The sequence below is a fragment of the Anabaena sp. UHCC 0399 genome (assembly GCF_034931465.1).
In the GTDB taxonomy this organism is placed as follows: Bacteria; Cyanobacteriota; Cyanobacteriia; order Cyanobacteriales; family Nostocaceae; genus Trichormus; species Trichormus minutissimus.
This window is the reverse complement of the sequence record NZ_JAYGGZ010000025.1, coordinates 67,986-87,220: the sequence shown is the minus strand read 5'-3', so window position 1 is coordinate 87,220 and position 19,235 is coordinate 67,986. Positions and strand designations below refer to the sequence as shown.

Annotated in this window: 21 protein-coding genes; 10 read left to right on the top strand and 11 right to left on the bottom strand. The window is 40.3% G+C overall.

Translation table 11 applies throughout. The features are described 5' to 3' along the window. Positions 1–137 precede the first annotated feature (137 nt). From VB693_RS15215 to VB693_RS15170, 10 genes are all read right to left on the bottom strand, one after another. Entirely contained in the window at positions 138–413 is a 276-nt protein-coding gene (locus tag VB693_RS15215) for a type II toxin-antitoxin system RelE/ParE family toxin (RefSeq protein WP_323266997.1), read from the bottom strand. A 41-nt stretch (positions 414–454) separates the two neighbouring features. After that, positions 455–724, bottom strand: a complete 270-nt coding sequence (locus VB693_RS15210; RefSeq protein ID WP_323266993.1) for a type II toxin-antitoxin system ParD family antitoxin — start codon at positions 722–724, stop codon at positions 455–457. A gap of 124 nt (positions 725–848) precedes the next feature. Next, a complete protein-coding gene (locus VB693_RS15205) occupies positions 849–1,058 on the bottom strand; it encodes a hypothetical protein (protein ID WP_323266992.1) in 210 nt (69 codons plus the stop codon). Positions 1,059–1,222: 164 nt separating this feature from the next. After that, positions 1,223–1,564: a hypothetical protein gene (locus VB693_RS15200; RefSeq protein WP_323266991.1), complete on the bottom strand. Its 342-nt coding sequence runs from the start codon at positions 1,562–1,564 to the stop codon at positions 1,223–1,225. Between the two features lie 23 nt (positions 1,565–1,587). Continuing rightward, the gene (locus VB693_RS15195) at positions 1,588–1,956 is read right to left on the bottom strand and encodes a papain fold toxin domain-containing protein (protein ID WP_323266990.1); all 369 of its coding nucleotides are present in this window, start codon (positions 1,954–1,956) and stop codon (positions 1,588–1,590) included. Between the two features lie 137 nt (positions 1,957–2,093). Then, on the bottom strand, positions 2,094–3,845 hold the full coding sequence (locus VB693_RS15190) for an ABC-three component system protein (RefSeq protein WP_323266989.1): 1,752 nt from the start codon (positions 3,843–3,845) through the stop codon (positions 2,094–2,096). After that, positions 3,842–4,069 (bottom strand): ABC-three component system middle component 6, encoded by a 228-nt coding sequence (locus VB693_RS15185; protein WP_323266988.1) that lies wholly within the window; start codon positions 4,067–4,069, stop codon positions 3,842–3,844. Before VB693_RS15185 ends, VB693_RS15190 begins: the two co-directional genes overlap by 4 nt. Continuing rightward, the gene (locus tag VB693_RS15180; RefSeq protein ID WP_323266987.1) at positions 4,066–4,698 is read right to left on the bottom strand and encodes a hypothetical protein; all 633 of its coding nucleotides are present in this window, start codon (positions 4,696–4,698) and stop codon (positions 4,066–4,068) included. Before VB693_RS15180 ends, VB693_RS15185 begins: the two co-directional genes overlap by 4 nt. A gap of 3 nt (positions 4,699–4,701) precedes the next feature. Continuing rightward, positions 4,702–5,415, bottom strand: coding sequence for a hypothetical protein (locus tag VB693_RS15175; RefSeq protein WP_323266986.1), 714 nt, complete (start codon positions 5,413–5,415; stop codon positions 4,702–4,704). A gap of 178 nt (positions 5,416–5,593) precedes the next feature. Further along, on the bottom strand, positions 5,594–7,807 hold the full coding sequence (locus tag VB693_RS15170; RefSeq protein WP_323266985.1) for a phosphoketolase: 2,214 nt from the start codon (positions 7,805–7,807) through the stop codon (positions 5,594–5,596). A gap of 261 nt (positions 7,808–8,068) precedes the next feature. Between VB693_RS15170 and VB693_RS15165 the strand changes: the two genes are divergently transcribed. From VB693_RS15165 to crtO, 3 genes are all read left to right on the top strand, one after another. Next, positions 8,069–9,451, top strand: coding sequence for a cytochrome P450 (locus tag VB693_RS15165; RefSeq protein WP_323266984.1), 1,383 nt, complete (start codon positions 8,069–8,071; stop codon positions 9,449–9,451). Between the two features lie 236 nt (positions 9,452–9,687). Continuing rightward, positions 9,688–10,446: a DUF2993 domain-containing protein gene (locus tag VB693_RS15160; protein ID WP_323266983.1), complete on the top strand. Its 759-nt coding sequence runs from the start codon at positions 9,688–9,690 to the stop codon at positions 10,444–10,446. A 108-nt stretch (positions 10,447–10,554) separates the two neighbouring features. After that, positions 10,555–12,249, top strand: coding sequence for a beta-carotene ketolase CrtO (crtO, locus tag VB693_RS15155; RefSeq protein WP_323266982.1), 1,695 nt, complete (start codon positions 10,555–10,557; stop codon positions 12,247–12,249). Positions 12,250–12,562: 313 nt separating this feature from the next. On the opposite strand, the gene VB693_RS15150 is transcribed toward crtO, so the two are convergent. Then, the gene (locus VB693_RS15150) at positions 12,563–12,955 is read right to left on the bottom strand and encodes a DUF6335 family protein (protein ID WP_323266981.1); all 393 of its coding nucleotides are present in this window, start codon (positions 12,953–12,955) and stop codon (positions 12,563–12,565) included. Positions 12,956–13,318: 363 nt separating this feature from the next. On the opposite strand from VB693_RS15150, the gene VB693_RS15145 reads away from it, so the two are divergent. The 7 genes from VB693_RS15145 to VB693_RS15115 all read left to right on the top strand — a co-directional run bounded on the left by VB693_RS15145 (position 13,319) and on the right by VB693_RS15115 (position 19,201). Continuing rightward, positions 13,319–13,720, top strand: coding sequence for a DUF2267 domain-containing protein (locus VB693_RS15145; RefSeq protein ID WP_323266980.1), 402 nt, complete (start codon positions 13,319–13,321; stop codon positions 13,718–13,720). Positions 13,721–13,750: 30 nt separating this feature from the next. Then, a complete protein-coding gene (locus VB693_RS15140) occupies positions 13,751–14,848 on the top strand; it encodes a DJ-1/PfpI/YhbO family deglycase/protease (RefSeq protein WP_323266979.1) in 1,098 nt (365 codons plus the stop codon). Between the two features lie 183 nt (positions 14,849–15,031). Then, positions 15,032–15,730, top strand: a complete 699-nt coding sequence (locus tag VB693_RS15135) for an SRPBCC family protein (protein ID WP_323266978.1) — start codon at positions 15,032–15,034, stop codon at positions 15,728–15,730. 48 nt (positions 15,731–15,778) lie between these two features. Then, on the top strand, positions 15,779–16,165 hold the full coding sequence (locus VB693_RS15130) for a hypothetical protein (RefSeq protein ID WP_323266977.1): 387 nt from the start codon (positions 15,779–15,781) through the stop codon (positions 16,163–16,165). Positions 16,166–16,468: 303 nt separating this feature from the next. Further along, positions 16,469–17,662 carry a zinc-dependent alcohol dehydrogenase gene (locus VB693_RS15125; protein WP_323266976.1) on the top strand — a complete coding sequence of 398 codons (1,194 nt, stop codon included), beginning with the start codon at positions 16,469–16,471 and terminating at the stop codon, positions 17,660–17,662. 12 nt (positions 17,663–17,674) lie between these two features. Beyond that, the gene (locus VB693_RS15120) at positions 17,675–18,016 is read left to right on the top strand and encodes a cupin domain-containing protein (RefSeq protein ID WP_323266975.1); all 342 of its coding nucleotides are present in this window, start codon (positions 17,675–17,677) and stop codon (positions 18,014–18,016) included. Between the two features lie 270 nt (positions 18,017–18,286). Continuing rightward, positions 18,287–19,201 carry a manganese catalase family protein gene (locus tag VB693_RS15115; RefSeq protein WP_323266974.1) on the top strand — a complete coding sequence of 305 codons (915 nt, stop codon included), beginning with the start codon at positions 18,287–18,289 and terminating at the stop codon, positions 19,199–19,201. The last annotated feature ends 34 nt before the right edge of the window (positions 19,202–19,235 follow it).

Here is a 19,235-nt window from a genome sequence, read left to right as displayed (position 1 = left end):
ATAAAATATGTACTTTTTATTTTAGTTTCTGACCATAATAGCTTTAAATCATCCCAGTTATAGGTGATAATTCTTGCTTGATATTCTGCATCTGTGGTCATGCTTGTATTTGATGTATAGAATAGTGGCAATTATAGTTATAAGTCTTCATCAAAGATTGAATCAATATCTCTTGCACCATGAATGACTCGGAGAATATCAACTTCTGATTCCGTGATACGATAAAAAATCAGATATTTGGTAAATGCCTTAATAGATATCTGTCGAATGTCTGCTAGGCCGGGATGGGTAAACTGACATTTTTTGCCAATGACTGGCGTTATTGCTAATTGTTTAAAAGTTGCTTCGGCTGCTATTAAAAAGCGGTCTGAAATATCTAAGTTATCTTGTGCTATGTAGCTTGCTAAGTCTATTAAATCCCTGATAACTTAAGGTCTTTTTTTAATTGTAAACATCACGGCTGATTGTTACCTTGACGTTTACTAATTCTTTCATGTACTGCTTGGTGTATATCTTCCCAATCTTGAGCAGTCATTTCTGTTGCATTTCCAGAGTTTAATCCTTCTAGAAGCATTGTTTCTAGACGTTGTTTAGCTCTCTGTTTTTGGTCTTGTCGCACTAATTCACGAAAATATTCGCTGACGCTGCTGTAACCGCCTTGCGCTACCTGTTCTTCTATATAAGCTCGCATGGTGTCAGGTAAGGAAATATTGATACTTGTCACAAGGGTTATTTCCTGAATCTGTTTTTCTACATTATGGCAGTTTTTGCCATTTTATGCCATTGCAAGACGAGAAACTATTTATGCTGGTAATGCTTGGTTAAGATGATGGGATATAAAATTAAACTCAATTAAATTTGTAATCTGCGGGTAGTTGGAAAGAGTAGTTATTAACTTGCGCTAAAAATTGCTGTATTTTTGAGGCTTGATGATTTTGATGAGGTTCGCTGGGTTCAATAATCATAATTTGCAGGGTTTTACCTTCTAATTCGGAACTGAGTTTTTCACTTAAAATAAGTTCGCCGTTGGTGCAGGTTGCTTTGATGATTTGCAGCATTATGAATAACTTTAAATCCTAACAAATAAATTTTTTGATTACATTATCTGGGGGAAATTCAGGGGGTTTGGTGTTGGGTTACAATGCAAACATTAATTCGGACTTCTTTTTAAGATTTTTCGATCATCAAAATCATCAATCTTAGAATTCGGGTATCTGAATTGTTACTTAACCACCTGATCAATTTTTTCTATTTCCTGATTTTTCTGCTGTTGATTAAATTCTTCAAACAAAGTAAAAAATCTATCCACTGCACTTTTTTCATCTGCTGAATGGAAAAGAATAATACTTGACCATAACTGACCTGTTTCTACATTAAATCTGTGTCTTATCCATTGTAAAAAGTTTTGAAATTCTATTTCTTCTTCTGTTAAGTTAATACCAATTTCTCGCCGTGCAAAATAGTAGCCATCTAAAAATGCTTGCAGGCTAAAAATAGAATTCTTACCTAAATACATCGCAGGTCTTTTTTTGATTTTTTGCAGTAAGTTGTATAAATTATTCATACTTGACTCACTAATTCTCTAGGTTAAAAGTAACTTTCTGTGATTTGAAACTCTAATCCTGCATCTAGAATAGGTGAATAGAGATTCTGTATCCAGTCTAATCGCGTGATTCCTTGATGGTGGATGTTATCAAAAAGAATTTCTAAGCCATTCACCTCAATTATAACACCTTCATGATGACCTGTAGTAGCAATCAATTCTCCAATACTATCATCATAAATCCTGCCATAAATTGGATCTTGAGAATTTGTAGCTATTTTAATATGCTTGCCATGAATACTTTGTCTGATCAAAAATTCTTTGATTGCTCTAGCACAGGGAATGCAATCAAAAATTCCGTAACTACTAGCAATTGCCATAACTTGTTGATAAATTATATCCTCTTTATTCAAAATCGCCCTTGTTGCTAAATTTTAATATTTTTACCTTCATTACTATTTATCAGGGCTTGGTGTTGGGTTACGGCGTAAGTATTAATTCATTGTGCTGCAAATATGCAAGCTTGCGCCTTAACCTAACCAACGTTTAACTAAAAGCTAATACCTAATAATCTTCCTTCTTCATTCTCATCTGTCAGTCTAAGTCTAACAAAGGAATGAAAATTAAAGTCAAGTGCGGAAAACTCTGACTGTGGAATCATGTCTGAATTTAATGTGCAGATATATTGAAAGCCACGGCTTCTAGCCTCTCTATCTACTAACTGTAAAGCAAGAGATATTTGTCTTTCATCTACACCATCAAAAATTGTACTATCATGAATTAGTATTCGGGGTGAAGGATCTCGTTCTGACCAAAGCTGTGCCAGCATTAAATCATAGCAAAATATCTTCATTTTATCGATACCTTCACTACCATCTCGCCCAATTTCTACTCCAAAAGTAAAACCATTTTTACCTACATCAATAATAAGTCTTCCAGGAGTATCATAGAGAAATCGAGAGTTTATTCTGAATAAATCAATAGCACGTTCAGCTTGCTCATTTCGTTCTCCATAGTCGCGTCTAGCACGTTGAAGCAAGAGTTCTTTTTCAATTTTTAGGCTACTTTTTTCTTCTTCAAATTGTTTTAATTCTTCGATACGTTTATTAATTTCGTTTAGGTTAGCTACATTATCAAGATAAATTTCTTGTAGCATTGTATACTCTTCTAAAGCACCGTGCGTCTTTAAAACTTCTAATAATTCCGCACGCTCATTGCTTTTTTCTCGAATAAAATTTTCTCTAGAAACTAGATCCCGCCTAAGACGTTTGATTTCACTTCCTAAAAACTCTCTACGATTTTCTATTAATCGGCGATGAAATATTTCTACTTCTTCTAGCCTTCTAACTACTAATCCTGGTAATTCAATGCCAGCATTCTCATATATACTAACGATATAATCTGGTCTTGGTTCATCTTCTGATTTAAGACTAGATTGATAAAACTCTAGTAATTTCTGGTCAGTAATATTTTTATTTGTTGCCTCATGAATTTGCGATGTTAAAAAATTAACTCTTTCTTCTAATTCATGATATTGCTCTGCTACACGAAAATTGTTCAATGTTTCTTTTCTTTCACGTAGTTGAGCTTCGACCTGAACTTTTAACGCTTCAAGCTCACCTAACGAACCTAAAATTCCAATCGCAACGCCAGATTCTGTATCTTTTTTAAGTTTTTTAATATCTGTTATCAGTTTTTGTTTATCATTTAAAAGTTGCAATTCTCTTGCGTCTTCCCACGCCAGACCAAGGAGAAAAGCATTATTAATTTGTTTTTCCCAACTCAGTTGATTTTTGTGATGCTCAAATGGTGTAGAAAATGCGTCTCTTCCCCGACGGATAAAGTAAGAAATAAGTCCTCTAAAAGTAGGCTTGTATTTCTTATCATGATCAATACTTAATCCAAATGTTAAATCTCCTAAAACAGCCTTCCAGTCATCCAAACTTAAAACCTTTTGACCTTCTTGTTCTTTGGGTTGAATAGGCCAGTTAGTAGTATTTCCATCTATTACTACCTGAGTCTTATCTTCAGTATTCCTTGTGACAGTGATAATTTGATTTGCAAGTGTAAGCTCTAAACTAAAAGCCCAACCACGAAGATTTCTAGAACCAAGTCCTTTAGCTTTCTGAATTGTTCCTCCAAGACAAAAGTGAATAATTTCAATGAGAGTCGATTTACCCAATCCATTACGGGAATCTCTTTGTCCAGAATCTTCTGTACGATCTGCTAAAACTATATTTAAACCAGGTCTGAACTCAACTGTTTTAAATGATGGCTGATTACAACGAACAGCATGAATCATTGATGACACCTCCGAAGTAATCCCATCTCCATCTCAATTGCTCCTATAGTGTATAGAAGATCAAGAGTTAAAACAAAACGTTCAAATGTACCAACTTCTGGGATGGTGGCAACAGCACTCCAAAGGGATGAAACTGTCTTTGGCTGGTACAAGTGTTCTAGTATTGTAGCACCTACCCCCAATAGAGAGTGACTGGTAGAGATATGCTTTGTAGGAAGAATCATCGCTCAAACACCTCGCACTTCTCAAAAAGATAGTAAAGCACAGCTAAACCAGCTGCTCGTAGGTCATAATCTAGACTATGATTGCAAGAAAACTCATGCAAAGCATCCAATAAAGCATTTCCCTTTAATCCTGCCGCTCGAAGGTTTTGGTACTCAATAGTGAATCCTGCCTTTAGTTTTTCTGGAAAATCAGGAATTACATTCACCATATTCTCAACAAATTTACCAACCATCCTTGCTTGGATAACACCACTCGTTAGTCTTGACTGAGCAGATCCAGTCAGTTCATTTTTAGACATTTTTGTAATTACTGGAATAACAGTATAGCTTTCATCAAATTCTACAGGCATACCAAGAATCCCATGCGTAACCATATCCAACTCTCTGAATGTGATCTTCGCCATTGCATTCACAAGTAAATCTTGTTCTTTTTGAGAATTTGATAAAGAATCTAGCTCATTTTTATATTCATTAATTCTACATTTTACTTCCTTGATTTGCTTTTTTAATTTTGTTTTTGGTTGTGCTTCTTGAGTAAGACGTAAATCATCTTCTAACGCCTTGAGTAGTAGATAATCTTCATTTATGTGTTCTTCTAAATCTTGTTTTCGTTGATGATGTAAATCCACAATTTACTCTCCTTTCAATCGCATCATCAACCCTTGCCAAGCAGCTTTTAAATTTATTCCTGTTCCTAGTTCTAATTCGCCTTCATAGTCCAAAATAAAAGGAATAAGAGGTATTGCAACCTTCAATCTGTGCTTGAAATCTAATTCAGGGGCATTTATAACTTCTATTAACACTGATTGGCTAGGAGGTAAAGAAGTACCATTTTGTTGTAATTTAGTTATATTTTGCTGTATGCCTTGTAATATAGGCTGCATTTCTGTCTCTGTTACTTGGTTAGTTTCTATTGCATCTAAAACCGTAGCAATCATAACTATCTGAGATTGATCTAACTGTTCAGTGACTGCTGCAATTATGTTTTGTTCACCAGCATCATAACGAGCCAGCAGTCCTTGACGTAGCTGATTAATGTTTTCATAGATAGCCTTCTGTCCAGCAGACAATCTATCTATTCTGGTATTTATCTGTTCTAATTGGATAGCTACATTTTGCATTTGTACAGTTGGCTCACCAGTAATCTGCTCTCGTAGTTCGTCGTATTCCTTGTGATAAGAATTAGCAGATTCACGCAAATTATCAATTTCTCTTTTGTACTTAGCCTGCCGACGCGGATCATCTTCATAACGCAAAGCATCTTCATATGCTTTGAGTAAATCTTGGTCTTTTCTAATATTGTCTTCTAAGTGTTGCAGTCTTAACTCAAAATTGGAAGGCATCATTCTCTAAGAGTTATTACGTGAACTCAAGTATTTAAAATAATGTAACATCTTAGATATTGGAATAGTAAAGCATAGAATTATTACAGTCAAATTGAAGGATAATTTCAGTATTTAAAATGTATAAAATCCCCACCAATTTGAAATAAGGCAGGGATATAAAACTCAATTACATAGAAAATTAATGCACTAACTCAATAGCCCGTTTAGTCAACGCCTCAGCAGTCAAACCATTAAAAGCCATCAACTCACCAGCACTAGCTGTAGTTTCCCCACGCTTCCAGGCGAAGGTATCGCGCTTGCTGTTACTCCGCAACATGATGGGTTCTAACATCGCCGCCGCGCCACCAGTCACACCAATTAACGCATCACCAGCAAATAACTCGGCAAATTTAGCATCATCAATGAAACCGTTATCAGCTTCAGAACAGGTATCCCAAGCTACATCATGAGGACGATACAAACGGCGGGGATTAATCACAGAAACTATCTTCACACCAATACCTTCAGTTTCTAAAAATGCTGCGGCTTCAAATACTGGAATTAATGTCATATCGCCAATAACAGCAAACACAACTGTCTTACCACCAGCAATTTCATGTAACACTACTGCACCTTCTTCTAAACCTTGGCGAGTTTGTGCAAAACTGGTGCGAATTGGTAAGGGTGATTTACTGGCGGTGATGACAATTCCTTTGTTTTTAGTTGTCAACGCCCAGTCATAACAAACTTGGGTACTGTTAGCATCGGGGGGGAATACAGGAAATACATTGCCGTTCCGCATCATGGAAGCAAAGTAAGCTTCAATTTCAGGACGTTGGTGTGTCCAGCCGTTGCGTCCTTGTTCTAATGCGCCGGCGGTGAATAAGGTAATTGTTGAGGGTGTTTGGCGGCGTAATTCTGCCATTGCTTGGATGACGGTTTGCCAAATGGGTAAGCCGTTGATGGCGAAAGATTCGTAAGAACACCAGAGGGTTCTTGCACCCATCAAGGATAAACCAACGGCTAAACCTGCACAAGCATCTTCACTCAAGGGTTCGTAAACTTGTCCGTTGGGTGCTTGGTTATATAAGTCGTCGGTGGTGGGGTGGATAATCTTTAAGGCTTGGTTGATGTTACCAATACCTGACGCTTCGTTACCGTCGGCGTTGGTGACTAGGAATTTCGGATCTTTTTGTCCGACTGCACCCACAATTCGTCCCATTGCGGTGGTGGAAACTTTGGGTTCGCCGCCTACTGCGTATTCTTCTAAAGGTAACGCGCCTAAATCTGGCAATGGTAACTCAAATTCTGTCACCACTGTCTTAGCTGCGGGGCCTCCACCTGCGCGTTCGGCGTTGGCTCTGACGATTTGCCAAGCTTCTAGGGGTAATGCACGGGTTTTTAAAGCACTCACAATGTGGGGTGCGTCTAAGGTGTCTTTGGGGTAGAGGTTGTGAGATTTTGCACCTCTGGCGTGAACGCCTGCACCTTTGAGTTGTTTGATAATAAAGACTGTTAACTTCCCACCCAGGGCAGAACGGGCGGCTTTATCCATCGCTACGAGTATCGCTTTGGTAAAGGCTAGGCGTTGCTCAAAGGAAAAGGCGGTACTATCAACATAATCCCCTGGTTGGTTTTGGTCGTCAAATTCTTTGGCATCAACTAAGATGACTTCCTCAAATCCGTTACCTTGCCAGAATGCTGTCATCTGTGCGTTGGTTTTCAGGGAAACCATACTGTGATGTTCTTGGCTGTAACCGTTCCACACCAGCATGGGTAAGAAGTTGGTGACGCTGGGATAGGCGGTGTTAAAGTGCGCCATTGAACTCATGATGTAGGGTTCACCTAGTCCTCCGTCGCCGAGGGTGAAGGGGAAAAGTTTGTCACGGTGGAGGAGTGCAGCCGCCATTGCAAAGTGCTGTCCTTGTCCCAAGGGGCCGGCTGGGGCGAGAATACCGGGGATGTAACCGGAAAGGTGTCCTAAGAGTCCATGCTTTTCGCGGAAGCGATCGCGCAATTGTTGTACTGTAGATATGCCCATATCCTCTAAGGAGCGATCGAGGAACATGGCACTATAAAATCCGGGTGCGTGATGTCCGACTTCGGTAATAATGTTTTTATACCCCAGCATGACCAAGGCTGCATAGGCTTCTGCTTGGCTAGCAAAGCCACCCGGATGCCCAGATGCCTTACTTGCAGTGACTTGTAGCGTCAGATAGCGAAGGGCATCAGCAGCTAGTAAGGTTTGATATACGGCAGCCTTATCTGTAGGAGATGCGATCGCTACTTTGCCCGATTCTATCGCAGGTGTCGCACCATAAGTTTCAAAACCTGGTAGCATTTCCCCAAAATATTGAATCCCTTCATAAAAATTGGGAAGTGCTGAAGATGCTTTTGGTGAGATTACAGTCATGCTGAATACCTTGTAAGAATTACGGGAAACTATATATAGATGCTCGTTGAATTTAACAAAAATTTTACATCTTTAAGGTTGTTACGAGTTATCAGTGTTTTGTAATGCTAAAGATAAGTAGTTTAAATGGCAGGAGACAGTTCGCGTAGTGTGTCGCAGACAAGGCAGAAGGAAAGACTACTTTACTAAGGAAGCACTCACCACTTCCCACCTATTTACGTAAAAATAACGATATCTACTCACGTCTATTTTTATTTTTTCATGCAGCTACCAAAAACCCCAAAAACTCCACCAGTTATACAAATGCTGAATTGGATCTTCCGGCCTATGCCCTACATGGAGGAGTGTACTAAACGCTACGGGGACATTTTCGCCCTCAAACTGCAAAAAGACCTTCCTCCCTTGGTCTTTGTCAGCAATCCCCAAGACCAACAGCAGATTTTGAGTCACGATACTAAAGAATTAGAAGCACCAGGAGATTTAAATGATCTATTTGAAGGCTTGCTGGGTAAGCGTTCTGTCATTACTATCTCTGGTGCAGAACACCAACGCCAACGGCAGTTACTTATGCCTCCTCTGCACGGCGAAAGAATGCGGGGCTACAGTGAGATAATTAACGATATTACTGCCAAAGTTATCAGTGAGTATCAAATTGGGGAATCTTTGAATATTCGCACTGTTACCCAAGCTATTACCCTGCGAGTTATTATGCAGGCTGTGTTTGGACTAGATGAAGGAGTCCGTGCGGAAAAACTCCAAAAGCTTTTGGGGGAAACTTTAGAAAATGGTAGTTCAGTGTGGCTTGTCGCTTTGCTTTATTTCCCGGTGTTACAAAGAGATTTCGGCCCGATTAAAATCTGGGGAAAACAAGAGCAACTCCAGCAACAAACCGACCAACTCATCTATGAAGAAATTCAAGAACGCCGCGAACATCCAGACCCATCACGGACAGATATCCTCAACTTACTGATGGATGCTAGGGATGCAGAAGGTCAACCGATGACCGATGTAGAGTTACGGGATGAACTGATGACTCTTTTGGTAGCGGGTCACGAAACTACAGCTACAGCTATAGCCTGGGCAATGTACTGGATTCATAAACTACCACAAGTTAAGAAAAAACTTTTAGAAGAACTAGATAGTTTAGGTCATGACCCAGACCCCAACACTGTGTTTAAATTACCTTATCTTAACGCTGTTTGCTCGGAAACTTTGCGAATTTACCCTGTGGGAATACTCACTTTTCCCAGAAGAGTGAAAACACCTATAACTGTGGGTGGTTATGAACTTGCACCAGGGACACCAGTTGTAGGTTCAATTTACTTAACCCACCAACGAGAAGATTTATACCCAGAACCGAAACAGTTTAAGCCAGAACGCTTTTTAGAAAGGCAGTTTTCCCCCTACGAATACTTACCCTTTGGCGGAGGTGCGAGACGCTGTATTGGTTTAGCCTTTGCTCAATGGGAAATGAAATTGGCGATCGCTAAACTTTTAACCATGCGAGAATTAGAACTGGTGAATCATCAAGAAGTGAAACCTCAACGTCGTGGTTTAGTTACAGGCCCAGACCATCCCATCCAAATGGTTGTTAAAAGTCAGCGTTCAGTACAATCTCCCACCCTACAAACTAGCAGTGTCTAAATTGATATTGGGTGTGAGGATGTAAACATTAAGAGTATTTTGAACGTCTACACCCTTCACCCAAATCATTCAATTTTCGGTTTATCCCCAATTTCTCAACTAATGACCAATGACCAATGACTAATGATCCATAACCAAATTCTACTCCTAGCTGTATATACCTGACTATAGATTCGCTTTTGGTAACTTAGAGTCTACATTAACAAGGTAATATCACACTAGGAAAATGCTAATTCATGACAGACAACCAAAAATGGCAACAGCAATTAATATCCCAAGCTGCTGAACAAAGAGTATCTGATCAGCTAGATGCACTAGAACAAATTGATATATATGTAGAAACCAATCTATTAAAAATAGTTCAGGGACAAGCGGATGGGGTGACAGTTTCTGGGCAAGGCTTAGTGACAAAAGAAAAGATCCGTGTCCAAGAAATAAAATTGCAAACAGATAGGATTGATATTAATCCTCTCAAGGCTATTATCGGGCAGGTTCAACTGAATAAACCAGTCAATTTAATGGCTCGCGTTACCCTCAAAGAAGCTGATATTAACCATGCACTAACTTCTGACTTTTCTCGCAATTTAGTGCAGAACTTTGAGTTAGATGTAAAGGGAAAAATTATCAATTTTGATCTAGAACAAATGCAGATATTTTTACCTGATAATGAGCAAATTGAATTGAGGGGAAAGGTGCAATTAAAAGAAAATAATCATAGTCGCTCGCTAGGATTCACAGCCATGATTCGTCCCCGTACTCACTCCCACCCCATTATGTTAGAGAGTTTTCAATGTACTGAAGGAGAGGGTGTTTCTCTCGATTTCCTTGTGTCTTTAATGCAAAAATTTCAATATCTGACAAATTTACCTTATTTGCAATGGGAAGATATGCAATTAAGTCTCAAAAATATGCAGGTGCAAAAAGAAACATTAATTCTTTTAGTAGCAGCTAATGTCAATAAAATACCAGATAGCATGACGGATTCTAATGATTAATCGTATCATTATTAGTAACCATTACGGATTTTTTTATTAACTCTCAAGATTGTAATTTCTGCTACGCTTTGTAATACTATTAATCCACACTATTTTCAAATTATCAATATGCAAGAGTATGATGTAGTAATTATCGGTGCAGGACATAATGGTCTAGTTTGTGCAGCTTATTTGCTCAAAGCTGGCTATAGTGTTCTCTTACTAGAAAAACGTTCTGTTCCAGGTGGTGCAGCCACAACTGAAGAATGTTTACCTAAAGAAGCACCGGGATTTAAATTTAATCTGTGTGCTATTGATCATGAATTTATACATTTAGGGCCAGTTGTTGAAGAATTAGAATTAACAAAATACGGCTTAGAATATCTAGAATGTGATCCAGTTGTTTTTTGTCCCCATCCTGACGGTAAATATTTTTTAGGTCATAAATCTCTCGAAAAAACCTGTGCAGAAATTGCCCGTTATAGTGAACGCGATGCCAAGAAATATGCAGAATTTACCGACTATTGGCAACGGGCGATAGGTGCAATGATACCGATGTTTAATGCACCACCAAAATCAATCATCGATATCGCCGGTAACTATGACATCACCAAGTTAAAAGATTTACTTTCTGTCATTGGTTCTCCAAACAAAACGCTGGACTTTATTCGTAATATGTTGACCAGCGCGGAAGATTTACTCAATGAGTGGTTCGATTCAGAATTTCTCAAAGCACCCCTCGCCAGACTAGCATCAGAATTAGGTGCGCCACCATCCCAAAAAACTCTCGCGATTGGGGCAATTATGATGGCTATGCGTCACAATCCCGGTATGGCTAGACCACGCGGCGGTACTGGTGCATTGGTGCAAGCTTTGGTCAAGTTAGTAACCTCTAAAGGTGGTGAAATTCTCACAGACCAACAGGTAGAAAAAGTTTTAATTGATAACGGTAAAGCCATTGGTGTCAGAGTTGGTGGTGGTACTGAATATCGTGCTAAATACGGGGTAATTTCTAATATTGATGCCAAGCGGTTATTTTTACAAATGACCGATAAAAGCGATATTGATGCAGCCGACCCCGATTTATGGGAAAGATTGGAACGCCGCATTGTCAACAACAACGAAACTATCCTGAAAATCGACTTGGCTTTAGATGAACCCCTGCGCTTTCCCTACCATGCCCACAAAGATGAATATCTCGTTGGTTCTATCTTAATTGCCGACTCCGTTGCTCATGTAGAACAAGCACATAGTAAATGTACTTTGGGAGAGATACCTGATTCTGACCCATCAATGTATGTAGTCATGCCTAGTTTCCTTGACCCTACCCTCGCACCTCCAGGTAAACATACAGTATGGATTGAATTTTTCGCCCCCTATCAAATTGCTGGCGCGGAAGGTACAGGTTTGAAGGGGACTGGTTGGACGGATGAATTGAAAAACAAGGTTGCTGATAGGGTGGTTGATAAGTTAGCAACCTATGCACCTAATGTAAAAACTGCAACTATTGCCCGTCGTGTCGAAAGTCCGGCAGAATTAGGTGAGAGATTAGGCGCGTACAAGGGTAATTATTACCATGTTGATATGACATTAGATCAAATGGTGTTTTTCCGTCCTTTGCCTGAGTTAGCTAATTATAAAACTCCCATTGATAATCTATTTTTGACTGGTGCGGGGACTCATCCAGGTGGTTCGATTTCGGGAATGCCTGGACGTAATTGTGCGCGGGTATTTTTGCAAACTAAGCACCCGATAACTCAAACTTTGAAAGATGCACGGGATTCGATTAAGTCTACTGTGGGGTCGGTGTTTGGGATTGGTTAGAAAGTCGATATTTTGGTTTTTGTGGTCTAATATGCGCTTTTGCGCCTACTCTGCGGGTTCTGCCTTGAAGTAGGCGCGAACTTCTAAAATTAGAGGGTTCAAATTTAACGCATTAGGGCGCGGAGAAATTCTTAAGAAGGGGAGAAGGTAAAAACCTCGCCCCTCCCTGCGGGACGCTGCGCGAATACGGGTGGCTTAATTTAATTACGTAAAGCCTGCGGCATAGCTGCGCTTAGAGCGTAGCGGGGCGGAGCATCGTTACGAATTACGAATTACGAATTACGAATTACGAATTACGAATTACGAATTGATTTTATTGCCGTTCTTGGTAATCTTCGGCAGAGGTGGGATCTAATTCCCAACGTGCATCGTCGCGGTGTTCTAATATGTCTTGGGTGTGAAGTAATTCGTTGTCATTCATTTCTAAGCCGACGGCTGCTTCTATCTCTTCTGTGACATTTTGGTCGGGAGTGGGAGCAGTACCACCAACAGCTTCATCTCCTACTGAGTCTGCATTTTGCCAATACGCATCAACATCACCACCAGTCAGTTCGGGACTGGTTTGGGTGTACTCATGCCTTCTTTCCTGGAGGGTACGCCCACCAATATTGTATCCTGGTATGTCTTTTACACCAGTGCCATAGGATTCGGTGATTTCCTGTGGTAAGTCTTCTGATTTATTTTCTGGATGATTATTTTCTGTCATAAAACTAGTCCTTTCTATCTCTTTACGATAACTATTTTTAGTTGATTAGTTGTACATCTTATGAAGTACAACTTGAGAGATAAAGCAATCTATTTCCTAAGAACGAAGTAAATCTAGATATTACAACTTAATCTTAAAAGTATGAAATCTAAGGTCAAGCCACTTGTAGTTGAATCTGGTAGTTATGAGCTAGGAGTTCTCAACCCACGTTGAAGTTAGATGAAAAGCTTCTTACTCATAACTATTTTTTTTGTGGATTTTTAAATATCAATATTAATCATTGAAATTAGATTTTTATTTTTATTTATTGCTGGAAAATATCTGAGATCACAAAAAGCTGAATTGTGTTCAAGGGAGGGCAAAATGGAATACAACGAGTTTATTACCCATGTACAAAGCTTGGCTCAATCAAACTCTCGTGAAGAGGCAGAACGTGCTACTCGTGCCACGCTAGAAACTATTAAAGAACGCATTTCTGGAGATGAAGCTCTAAATTTATCTACTCAATTGCCACAGGAACTTGGTGATTGTTTGAAAGGTAGAGAGGGACAACCAGATGAGAACTTTAATTTACAAGATTTTATTGTGCGTGCCAGTCAGAAAGAAAATCTAGAACCTACAACAACAGCTATTCATGTTCGTGCTGTTTTTGCCATACTACAAAATGCTGTCACACCAGCAGAGTTTGCTAAACTACACCGTCATTTTTCTCACGATTACGAAGAAATGTTTGCTACACCGCCAACTAGCGAAGTAACAGCTTAAACAATTCAAAATTATTAGACAGGAAAGAATATGACCAACCATAATAATCACTCTGGGAAGAAAAAAGTAGCTATTCTGATTGAACAAGCTGTAGAAGATGTAGAATTTATTATTCCTTGCAATGGACTAAAACAAGCCGGGTTTGAGGTAGTTGTCCTTGGTTCGCGGATGAATGAAAAATATAAGGGCAAACGAGGCAAACTTTCTATACAAGCTGATGCTACCACTACAGAGGCGATCGCATCTGAGTTTGATGCTGTAGTCATTCCTGGTGGGATGGCCCCTGATAAAATGCGCCGCAACCCTAACACTGTCCGCTTTGTGCAAGAGGCGATGCAGCGAGGAAAATTGGTTGCTGCGGTTTGTCATGGGCCACAGCTTTTAATTGAGGGTGATTTGCTCAAGGGTAAGCGAGTTACTGGTTTTAGTGCTATCCGCAAAGATATGATTAATGCGGGTGCAAACTATCAAGATGAACCATTGGTAGTTGATGGAAACTTGATTACATCCCGCGAACCTGGAGATTTACCAATTTTCACGACGGCGATTTTAAGCCGTTTGGGTTATGGCGGTAAAGAGGCGGCATTACCAGATGAGAAAGACACGAGTGCAGAATGGTGGAAACTGGCTGATGCTTGGGGTGGTTCAACTAAAGGTGATATTGTTCGCGGCTTGAATACAGCTTTGGGTGGAGAACGTTATTCACTAGAAGCACTGGAGAGTTACGTAGAAAAAGAATCGGATACACAAGCTAAGGCGTTGTTTCAAGAAATGATTGTCAATAAACAACGCCATATTGAAAGACTAGAAGCATATCTGCATAAGCTCGGTGAAAAACCTTCTTTTGGCGCGAATATTGCCAATCAATATGCAAAGGTGAAAGCAACTTTTACCGGTAGCGATGACATCTACCAGATACGCTGCGCCTTGGGTGATTTGCAAACAGGTATCGGTGATATTGGTAACTTGTGTGCAATGTACACTGATCCAGTAGCAACGGCTATTTTTAAAGGCATTTACCAAGACTTAGTGCAGTCTGAACAGCGATTAGTAGAGTTATATCGGACACGGATGGCTGCTGAAGTTAAGCCTCCCAAGCCGACGACAGGGGCAGCAGTGTCGACGTGAGCGAATAGGTAGCAAAATTGGGCGTTGCTGACTTTGGGTATAAATTTACTCACGCAGAGACGCAGAGACGCAGAGAGTAAGAGTTTGAAATGTCAAATTTTGCAAATTCATACTTTAGTTATGCAACGCCCAAAATCAACTGCTCCCCACTCCTTTCACCTTTTTGAATTTGGAGATAAAAGAGTGACTGCAACATCAGGAGAAAGACAAGCTGAAGCCAGCGATATGGAGCGTTGGGCATCCCTCATCGGCGGTGGTGCGCTGGTGCTGATGGGTTTAAGACAAGCCTCTTTGCGGGGGGTATTGACGGCTTTAGCTGGTGGTGGCTTGATTTATCAAGGTGCAAGTAAACAAAGTACCATTCAGCAAGCCCAAGAAGCAATCGGGTTGAATAAACCTATTAAAGTTGAAAAGACGGTGACAATTAATCAGCCAGCAGAGGAACTGTACCGTTATTGGCACAACTTTGAGAATCTGCCCAGATTCATGAAGCATCTCAAATCTGTCAAAGTTTACAACGAAAAGCCAGGGGCTAGGCGATCGCACTGGATAGCCAATGCACCTCTCGGTAACAGCGTCGAATGGGATGCAGATATCTTAGAAGACCGAGAAAATGAGTTAATTTCTTGGGCTTCCGTGGAAGGTGCAGACATTGAAAACTCTGGTTTTGTGCGTTTTCAACCAGCACCAGCGAATCGTGGTACAGAAGTCAAAGTAGTTTTAGAGTACAATCCCCCAGGCGGCACACTAGCGGCGATTTTCGCCAAACTCTTCGGTGAAGAACCAGAACAGCAAATAGGTGATGAACTACGCCGCTTCAAAATGCTAATGGAAACTGGAGAAATTGCCACCACGGAAGGACAACCTTCTGGGAAGAAGTAGGGGAAGGAGAAATTGTCCAATATACACATAATACAAGTGAGGAATGTTATGAATCGCGTAATTTCTTGGGTACAAAATTTCCTTTTGCGTCAAGTTTTAGTTATTTGTTTGATAGGAGCTACCTTTTTTATAGGTCAGTCTTTTATATACACTAATGCCATGATTGCCCAGGCAGATGTTAAAACTCCAGAGGGTATTTATTACAAAGGTACACCCGATAATGAAGGGATTAGAAATGATACTCAAGTGAGAAATGCTCAAGAAAAACTCAAAGGAACTGTTGACAATGTTCGTGAAAAACTCAATTTAGATGAAGAAACTCCTAGAGCTACAAAAGAGTTTCAAGATAATGTTAAAAGAAAAGTAGGCGAAGCCGTTGAGCCAATTACTGGTGAGGAACGTGGTTATTACCAAAGACCGGAGTCTCAACGATAATATGACCAGGACTTACGCAAGTGTCACAATTGATGGTTGGTGCGTGACTCTATAAGTCTCATTACTACGTTCAAATACTTTTGCAGCGTCACACACCCTACTAGTCTATCAAGTTAGTTTTGACGGTTCGTAGTAAGGACTAAAGTCCTTACTACAAACTTGTTTATCCCTCAATTCAAATTTGATGACTTACTACATCTATTGAGTAATTTATTCTCGGTACAAGCCCCAATTCCTAAGTCTTTAATTTTGAATTTTGAATTTTGAATTGGAGCGCAGCGACTTGACTAAGGACTAATAACTATGAAAGCAGTTTGTTGGCATGGAACAAACGATGTAAGAGTAGAAACAGTTCCTGATCCTAAAATCATCAATCCCCGTGATGCCATTATTAAAATTACTTCTACAGCCATTTGTGGCTCAGATTTACATTTATATAACGGCTATATCCCCTCAATGCAACAGGGTGATATTCTCGGTCATGAATTCATGGGAGAAGTAGTTGAACTAGGAAGCGCAGTCAAAAATGTGCAAGTAGGCGATGGGCTACGCCCCACCGTAGGCGATCGCGTCGTAGTTCCCTTCACTATTTCTTGCGGTTCTTGCTTCTTCTGTCAACGGCAATTATGGTCTTTGTGCGATAATTCTAACCCTAACGCCTGGATGGTAGAACTGCAAATGGGTTATTCTCCCTCCGGTCTATTTGGCTACTCTCATTTATTTGGTGGTTATGCTGGGGGTCAGGCAGAATACGTCCGTGTCCCTTTTGCTGACGTAGGCTTGTTCAAAATACCGGAAAATTTAACAGATGAACAAGTGCTATTTTTGACCGATATTTTCCCAACGGGCTATATGGCAGCAGAGAACTGCGATATCGAACCCGGTGATACTGTCGCCGTTTGGGGTTGCGGCCCAGTCGGACAATTTGCGATCAGAAGTGCATATATGTTGGGTGCAGAAAGAGTAATCGCCTTTGATCGCGTTCCCGAACGTCTGCAAATGGCTAAAGAACAAGGTAAAGCCGAAGTTCTCAACTACGAAGAAGTCGATGTTGGGGAAGCACTCAAAGAAATGACTGGTGGTCGCGGCCCTGATTCTTGCATTGACGCAGTAGGAATGGAAGCCCACGGTACAGATATCATGGCTTTCTACGACCAAGTTAAACAAGCTGTGCGCCTAGAAACAGACCGTCCAACGGCTTTACGCCAGGTAATTGTATCTTGTAGAAAAGCTGGTCACGTATCAATTCCTGGTGTCTATGGTGGTTTCTTGGACAAAGTACCAATGGGTGCAGCTATGAACAAAGGTTTAACCTTCAAAATGGGACAAACACACGTTCATAAATATTTAAACCCTTTACTAGAACGCATCCAAAACGGTGAAATTGATCCTTCATTTGTGATTACTCACACGCTACCTCTAGAGCAAGCACCCCACGGCTACGAAATTTTTAAACACAAACAAGATAACTGCATCAAAGTTGTACTGAAACCTTAAGGTGATGAAATTATGAGTGATACCAGCGTAAAAAAAATTGACTCTACCCATTCTCCCAAAGGTAAACTCGGTCAGAAATATTTAGCATCCGGTAAATCTGTTTCTATGCGTCTTTGGGAAAATGAACAACCAGAAGAAGATAAACACCCAACAAGTCGTGAATATGAAACGGTTGGTTATGTAATTAATGGTCGTGCAGAACTGCATATTGAAGGACAAATGATATTACTAGAACCGGGAAGTTCTTGGGTAGTACCGAAAGGGGCAACCCATCACTACAAAGTTCTAGAGCCATTTACGGCTGTAGAAGCAACTAGTCCCCCTGCCCAAATTCACGCACGTGATGAAAATTAATCAGGATATTAACTATAAATAAACACAGATATAATATCTGTGTTTATTTATTTAAAAAACTCCAAACACCGAATTTTCTCACTTCTCTGCGCCTCTGTGTGAACCAAATAAATACGTATATCTAGGGAATTAAATATATATAAAAATCTGCTAATTTTTATATAACTATTGATTGATGTAGATAAAAAAAATACTTAGTTTCCTAGAAGAAATAAGCCATAAAAATCAGACATTTGTGAGCTTGTTTTTGTCACTTATTTAGAAACCCAGATGTTTTATCACTCCAAAAAACTGCAATATTTCAAGCCCCCAGAAAAGCCAGATCCCGTCTATGCGATGAAAATTCAAGAACTCATCGGTGGGACATTTGGGGAAATGACCGTCATGATGCAGTACCTATTTCAAGGCTGGAACTGTCGCGGCCCTGCTAAATATCGAGATATGTTGCTAGATGTTGGTACTGAAGAAATTGGTCACATTGAGATGTTGGCTACAACCATCGCCCATCTTTTAGATAAAGCACCCTTGAAAGTGCAAGAAGAGGGAGTAAAAGATGCGGTAGTGGGTGCTGTGATGGGTGGTACTAACCCACGGGAAGTCATCATGAACGCAGCCATGAATCCCCAACACGCCATTGTTTCTGGTTTAGGTGCAACCCCAACTGACAGCGTTGGCTACCCTTGGAATGGTCGCTTCATTGTTGCTAGTGGTAATCTCTTAGCTGATTTTCGCTCTAATCTTCATGCGGAGAGTCAGGGACGCTTACAAGCGGTACGTTTGTATGAAATGACGAATGATCCAGGGGTGAAAGATACCCTGAGTTTTATGATTGCTCGCGATACTATGCACCAAAACCTCTGGTTAGCTGCGATTGAGGATTTAGAACAATCTGGACTAGAAACAACTCCCGTTCCCAGTTCCTTCCCCTTGGAATTAGAAAAACGCGAATTTGCCTATCAGTTCTGGAATCATTCCCAAGGTAATGAAAGTTCTGAAGGTCGTTGGGCAAAAGGCCATTCAATGGATGGTAAAGGCGAATTTGAGTATGTTGCTAATCCTCAACCGTTGGGGCCAGAACCACAGCCACCACAACCAGAAGCGCAGCTTCATGATACACCCCAAAATAGACAAGCTCAACAGGGTAATGGTTCTAGCTCACCGCCTGTAGTTCAGCGTATTGGCTAGTACCGCCGTGAAGTCAAAAGCCAAAAAATAATTT

Coding starts and splice junctions, on each gene's coding strand:
- crtO (WP_323266982.1), top strand. CDS start 10,555: ATGCAAGAGTATGATGTAGTAATTATCGGTGCAGGACATAATGGTCTA.
- VB693_RS15170 (WP_323266985.1), bottom strand. CDS start 7,807: ATGACTGTAATCTCACCAAAAGCATCTTCAGCACTTCCCAATTTTTAT.
- VB693_RS15150 (WP_323266981.1), bottom strand. CDS start 12,955: ATGACAGAAAATAATCATCCAGAAAATAAATCAGAAGACTTACCACAG.
- VB693_RS15200 (WP_323266991.1), bottom strand. CDS start 1,564: ATGAATAATTTATACAACTTACTGCAAAAAATCAAAAAAAGACCTGCG.
- VB693_RS15125 (WP_323266976.1), top strand. CDS start 16,469: ATGAAAGCAGTTTGTTGGCATGGAACAAACGATGTAAGAGTAGAAACA.
- VB693_RS15130 (WP_323266977.1), top strand. CDS start 15,779: ATGAATCGCGTAATTTCTTGGGTACAAAATTTCCTTTTGCGTCAAGTT.
- VB693_RS15185 (WP_323266988.1), bottom strand. CDS start 4,069: ATGATTCTTCCTACAAAGCATATCTCTACCAGTCACTCTCTATTGGGG.
- VB693_RS15145 (WP_323266980.1), top strand. CDS start 13,319: ATGGAATACAACGAGTTTATTACCCATGTACAAAGCTTGGCTCAATCA.
- VB693_RS15120 (WP_323266975.1), top strand. CDS start 17,675: ATGAGTGATACCAGCGTAAAAAAAATTGACTCTACCCATTCTCCCAAA.
- VB693_RS15175 (WP_323266986.1), bottom strand. CDS start 5,415: ATGATGCCTTCCAATTTTGAGTTAAGACTGCAACACTTAGAAGACAAT.
- VB693_RS15190 (WP_323266989.1), bottom strand. CDS start 3,845: ATGATTCATGCTGTTCGTTGTAATCAGCCATCATTTAAAACAGTTGAG.
- VB693_RS15115 (WP_323266974.1), top strand. CDS start 18,287: ATGTTTTATCACTCCAAAAAACTGCAATATTTCAAGCCCCCAGAAAAG.
- VB693_RS15160 (WP_323266983.1), top strand. CDS start 9,688: ATGACAGACAACCAAAAATGGCAACAGCAATTAATATCCCAAGCTGCT.
- VB693_RS15205 (WP_323266992.1), bottom strand. CDS start 1,058: ATGCTGCAAATCATCAAAGCAACCTGCACCAACGGCGAACTTATTTTA.
- VB693_RS15140 (WP_323266979.1), top strand. CDS start 13,751: ATGACCAACCATAATAATCACTCTGGGAAGAAAAAAGTAGCTATTCTG.
- VB693_RS15165 (WP_323266984.1), top strand. CDS start 8,069: ATGCAGCTACCAAAAACCCCAAAAACTCCACCAGTTATACAAATGCTG.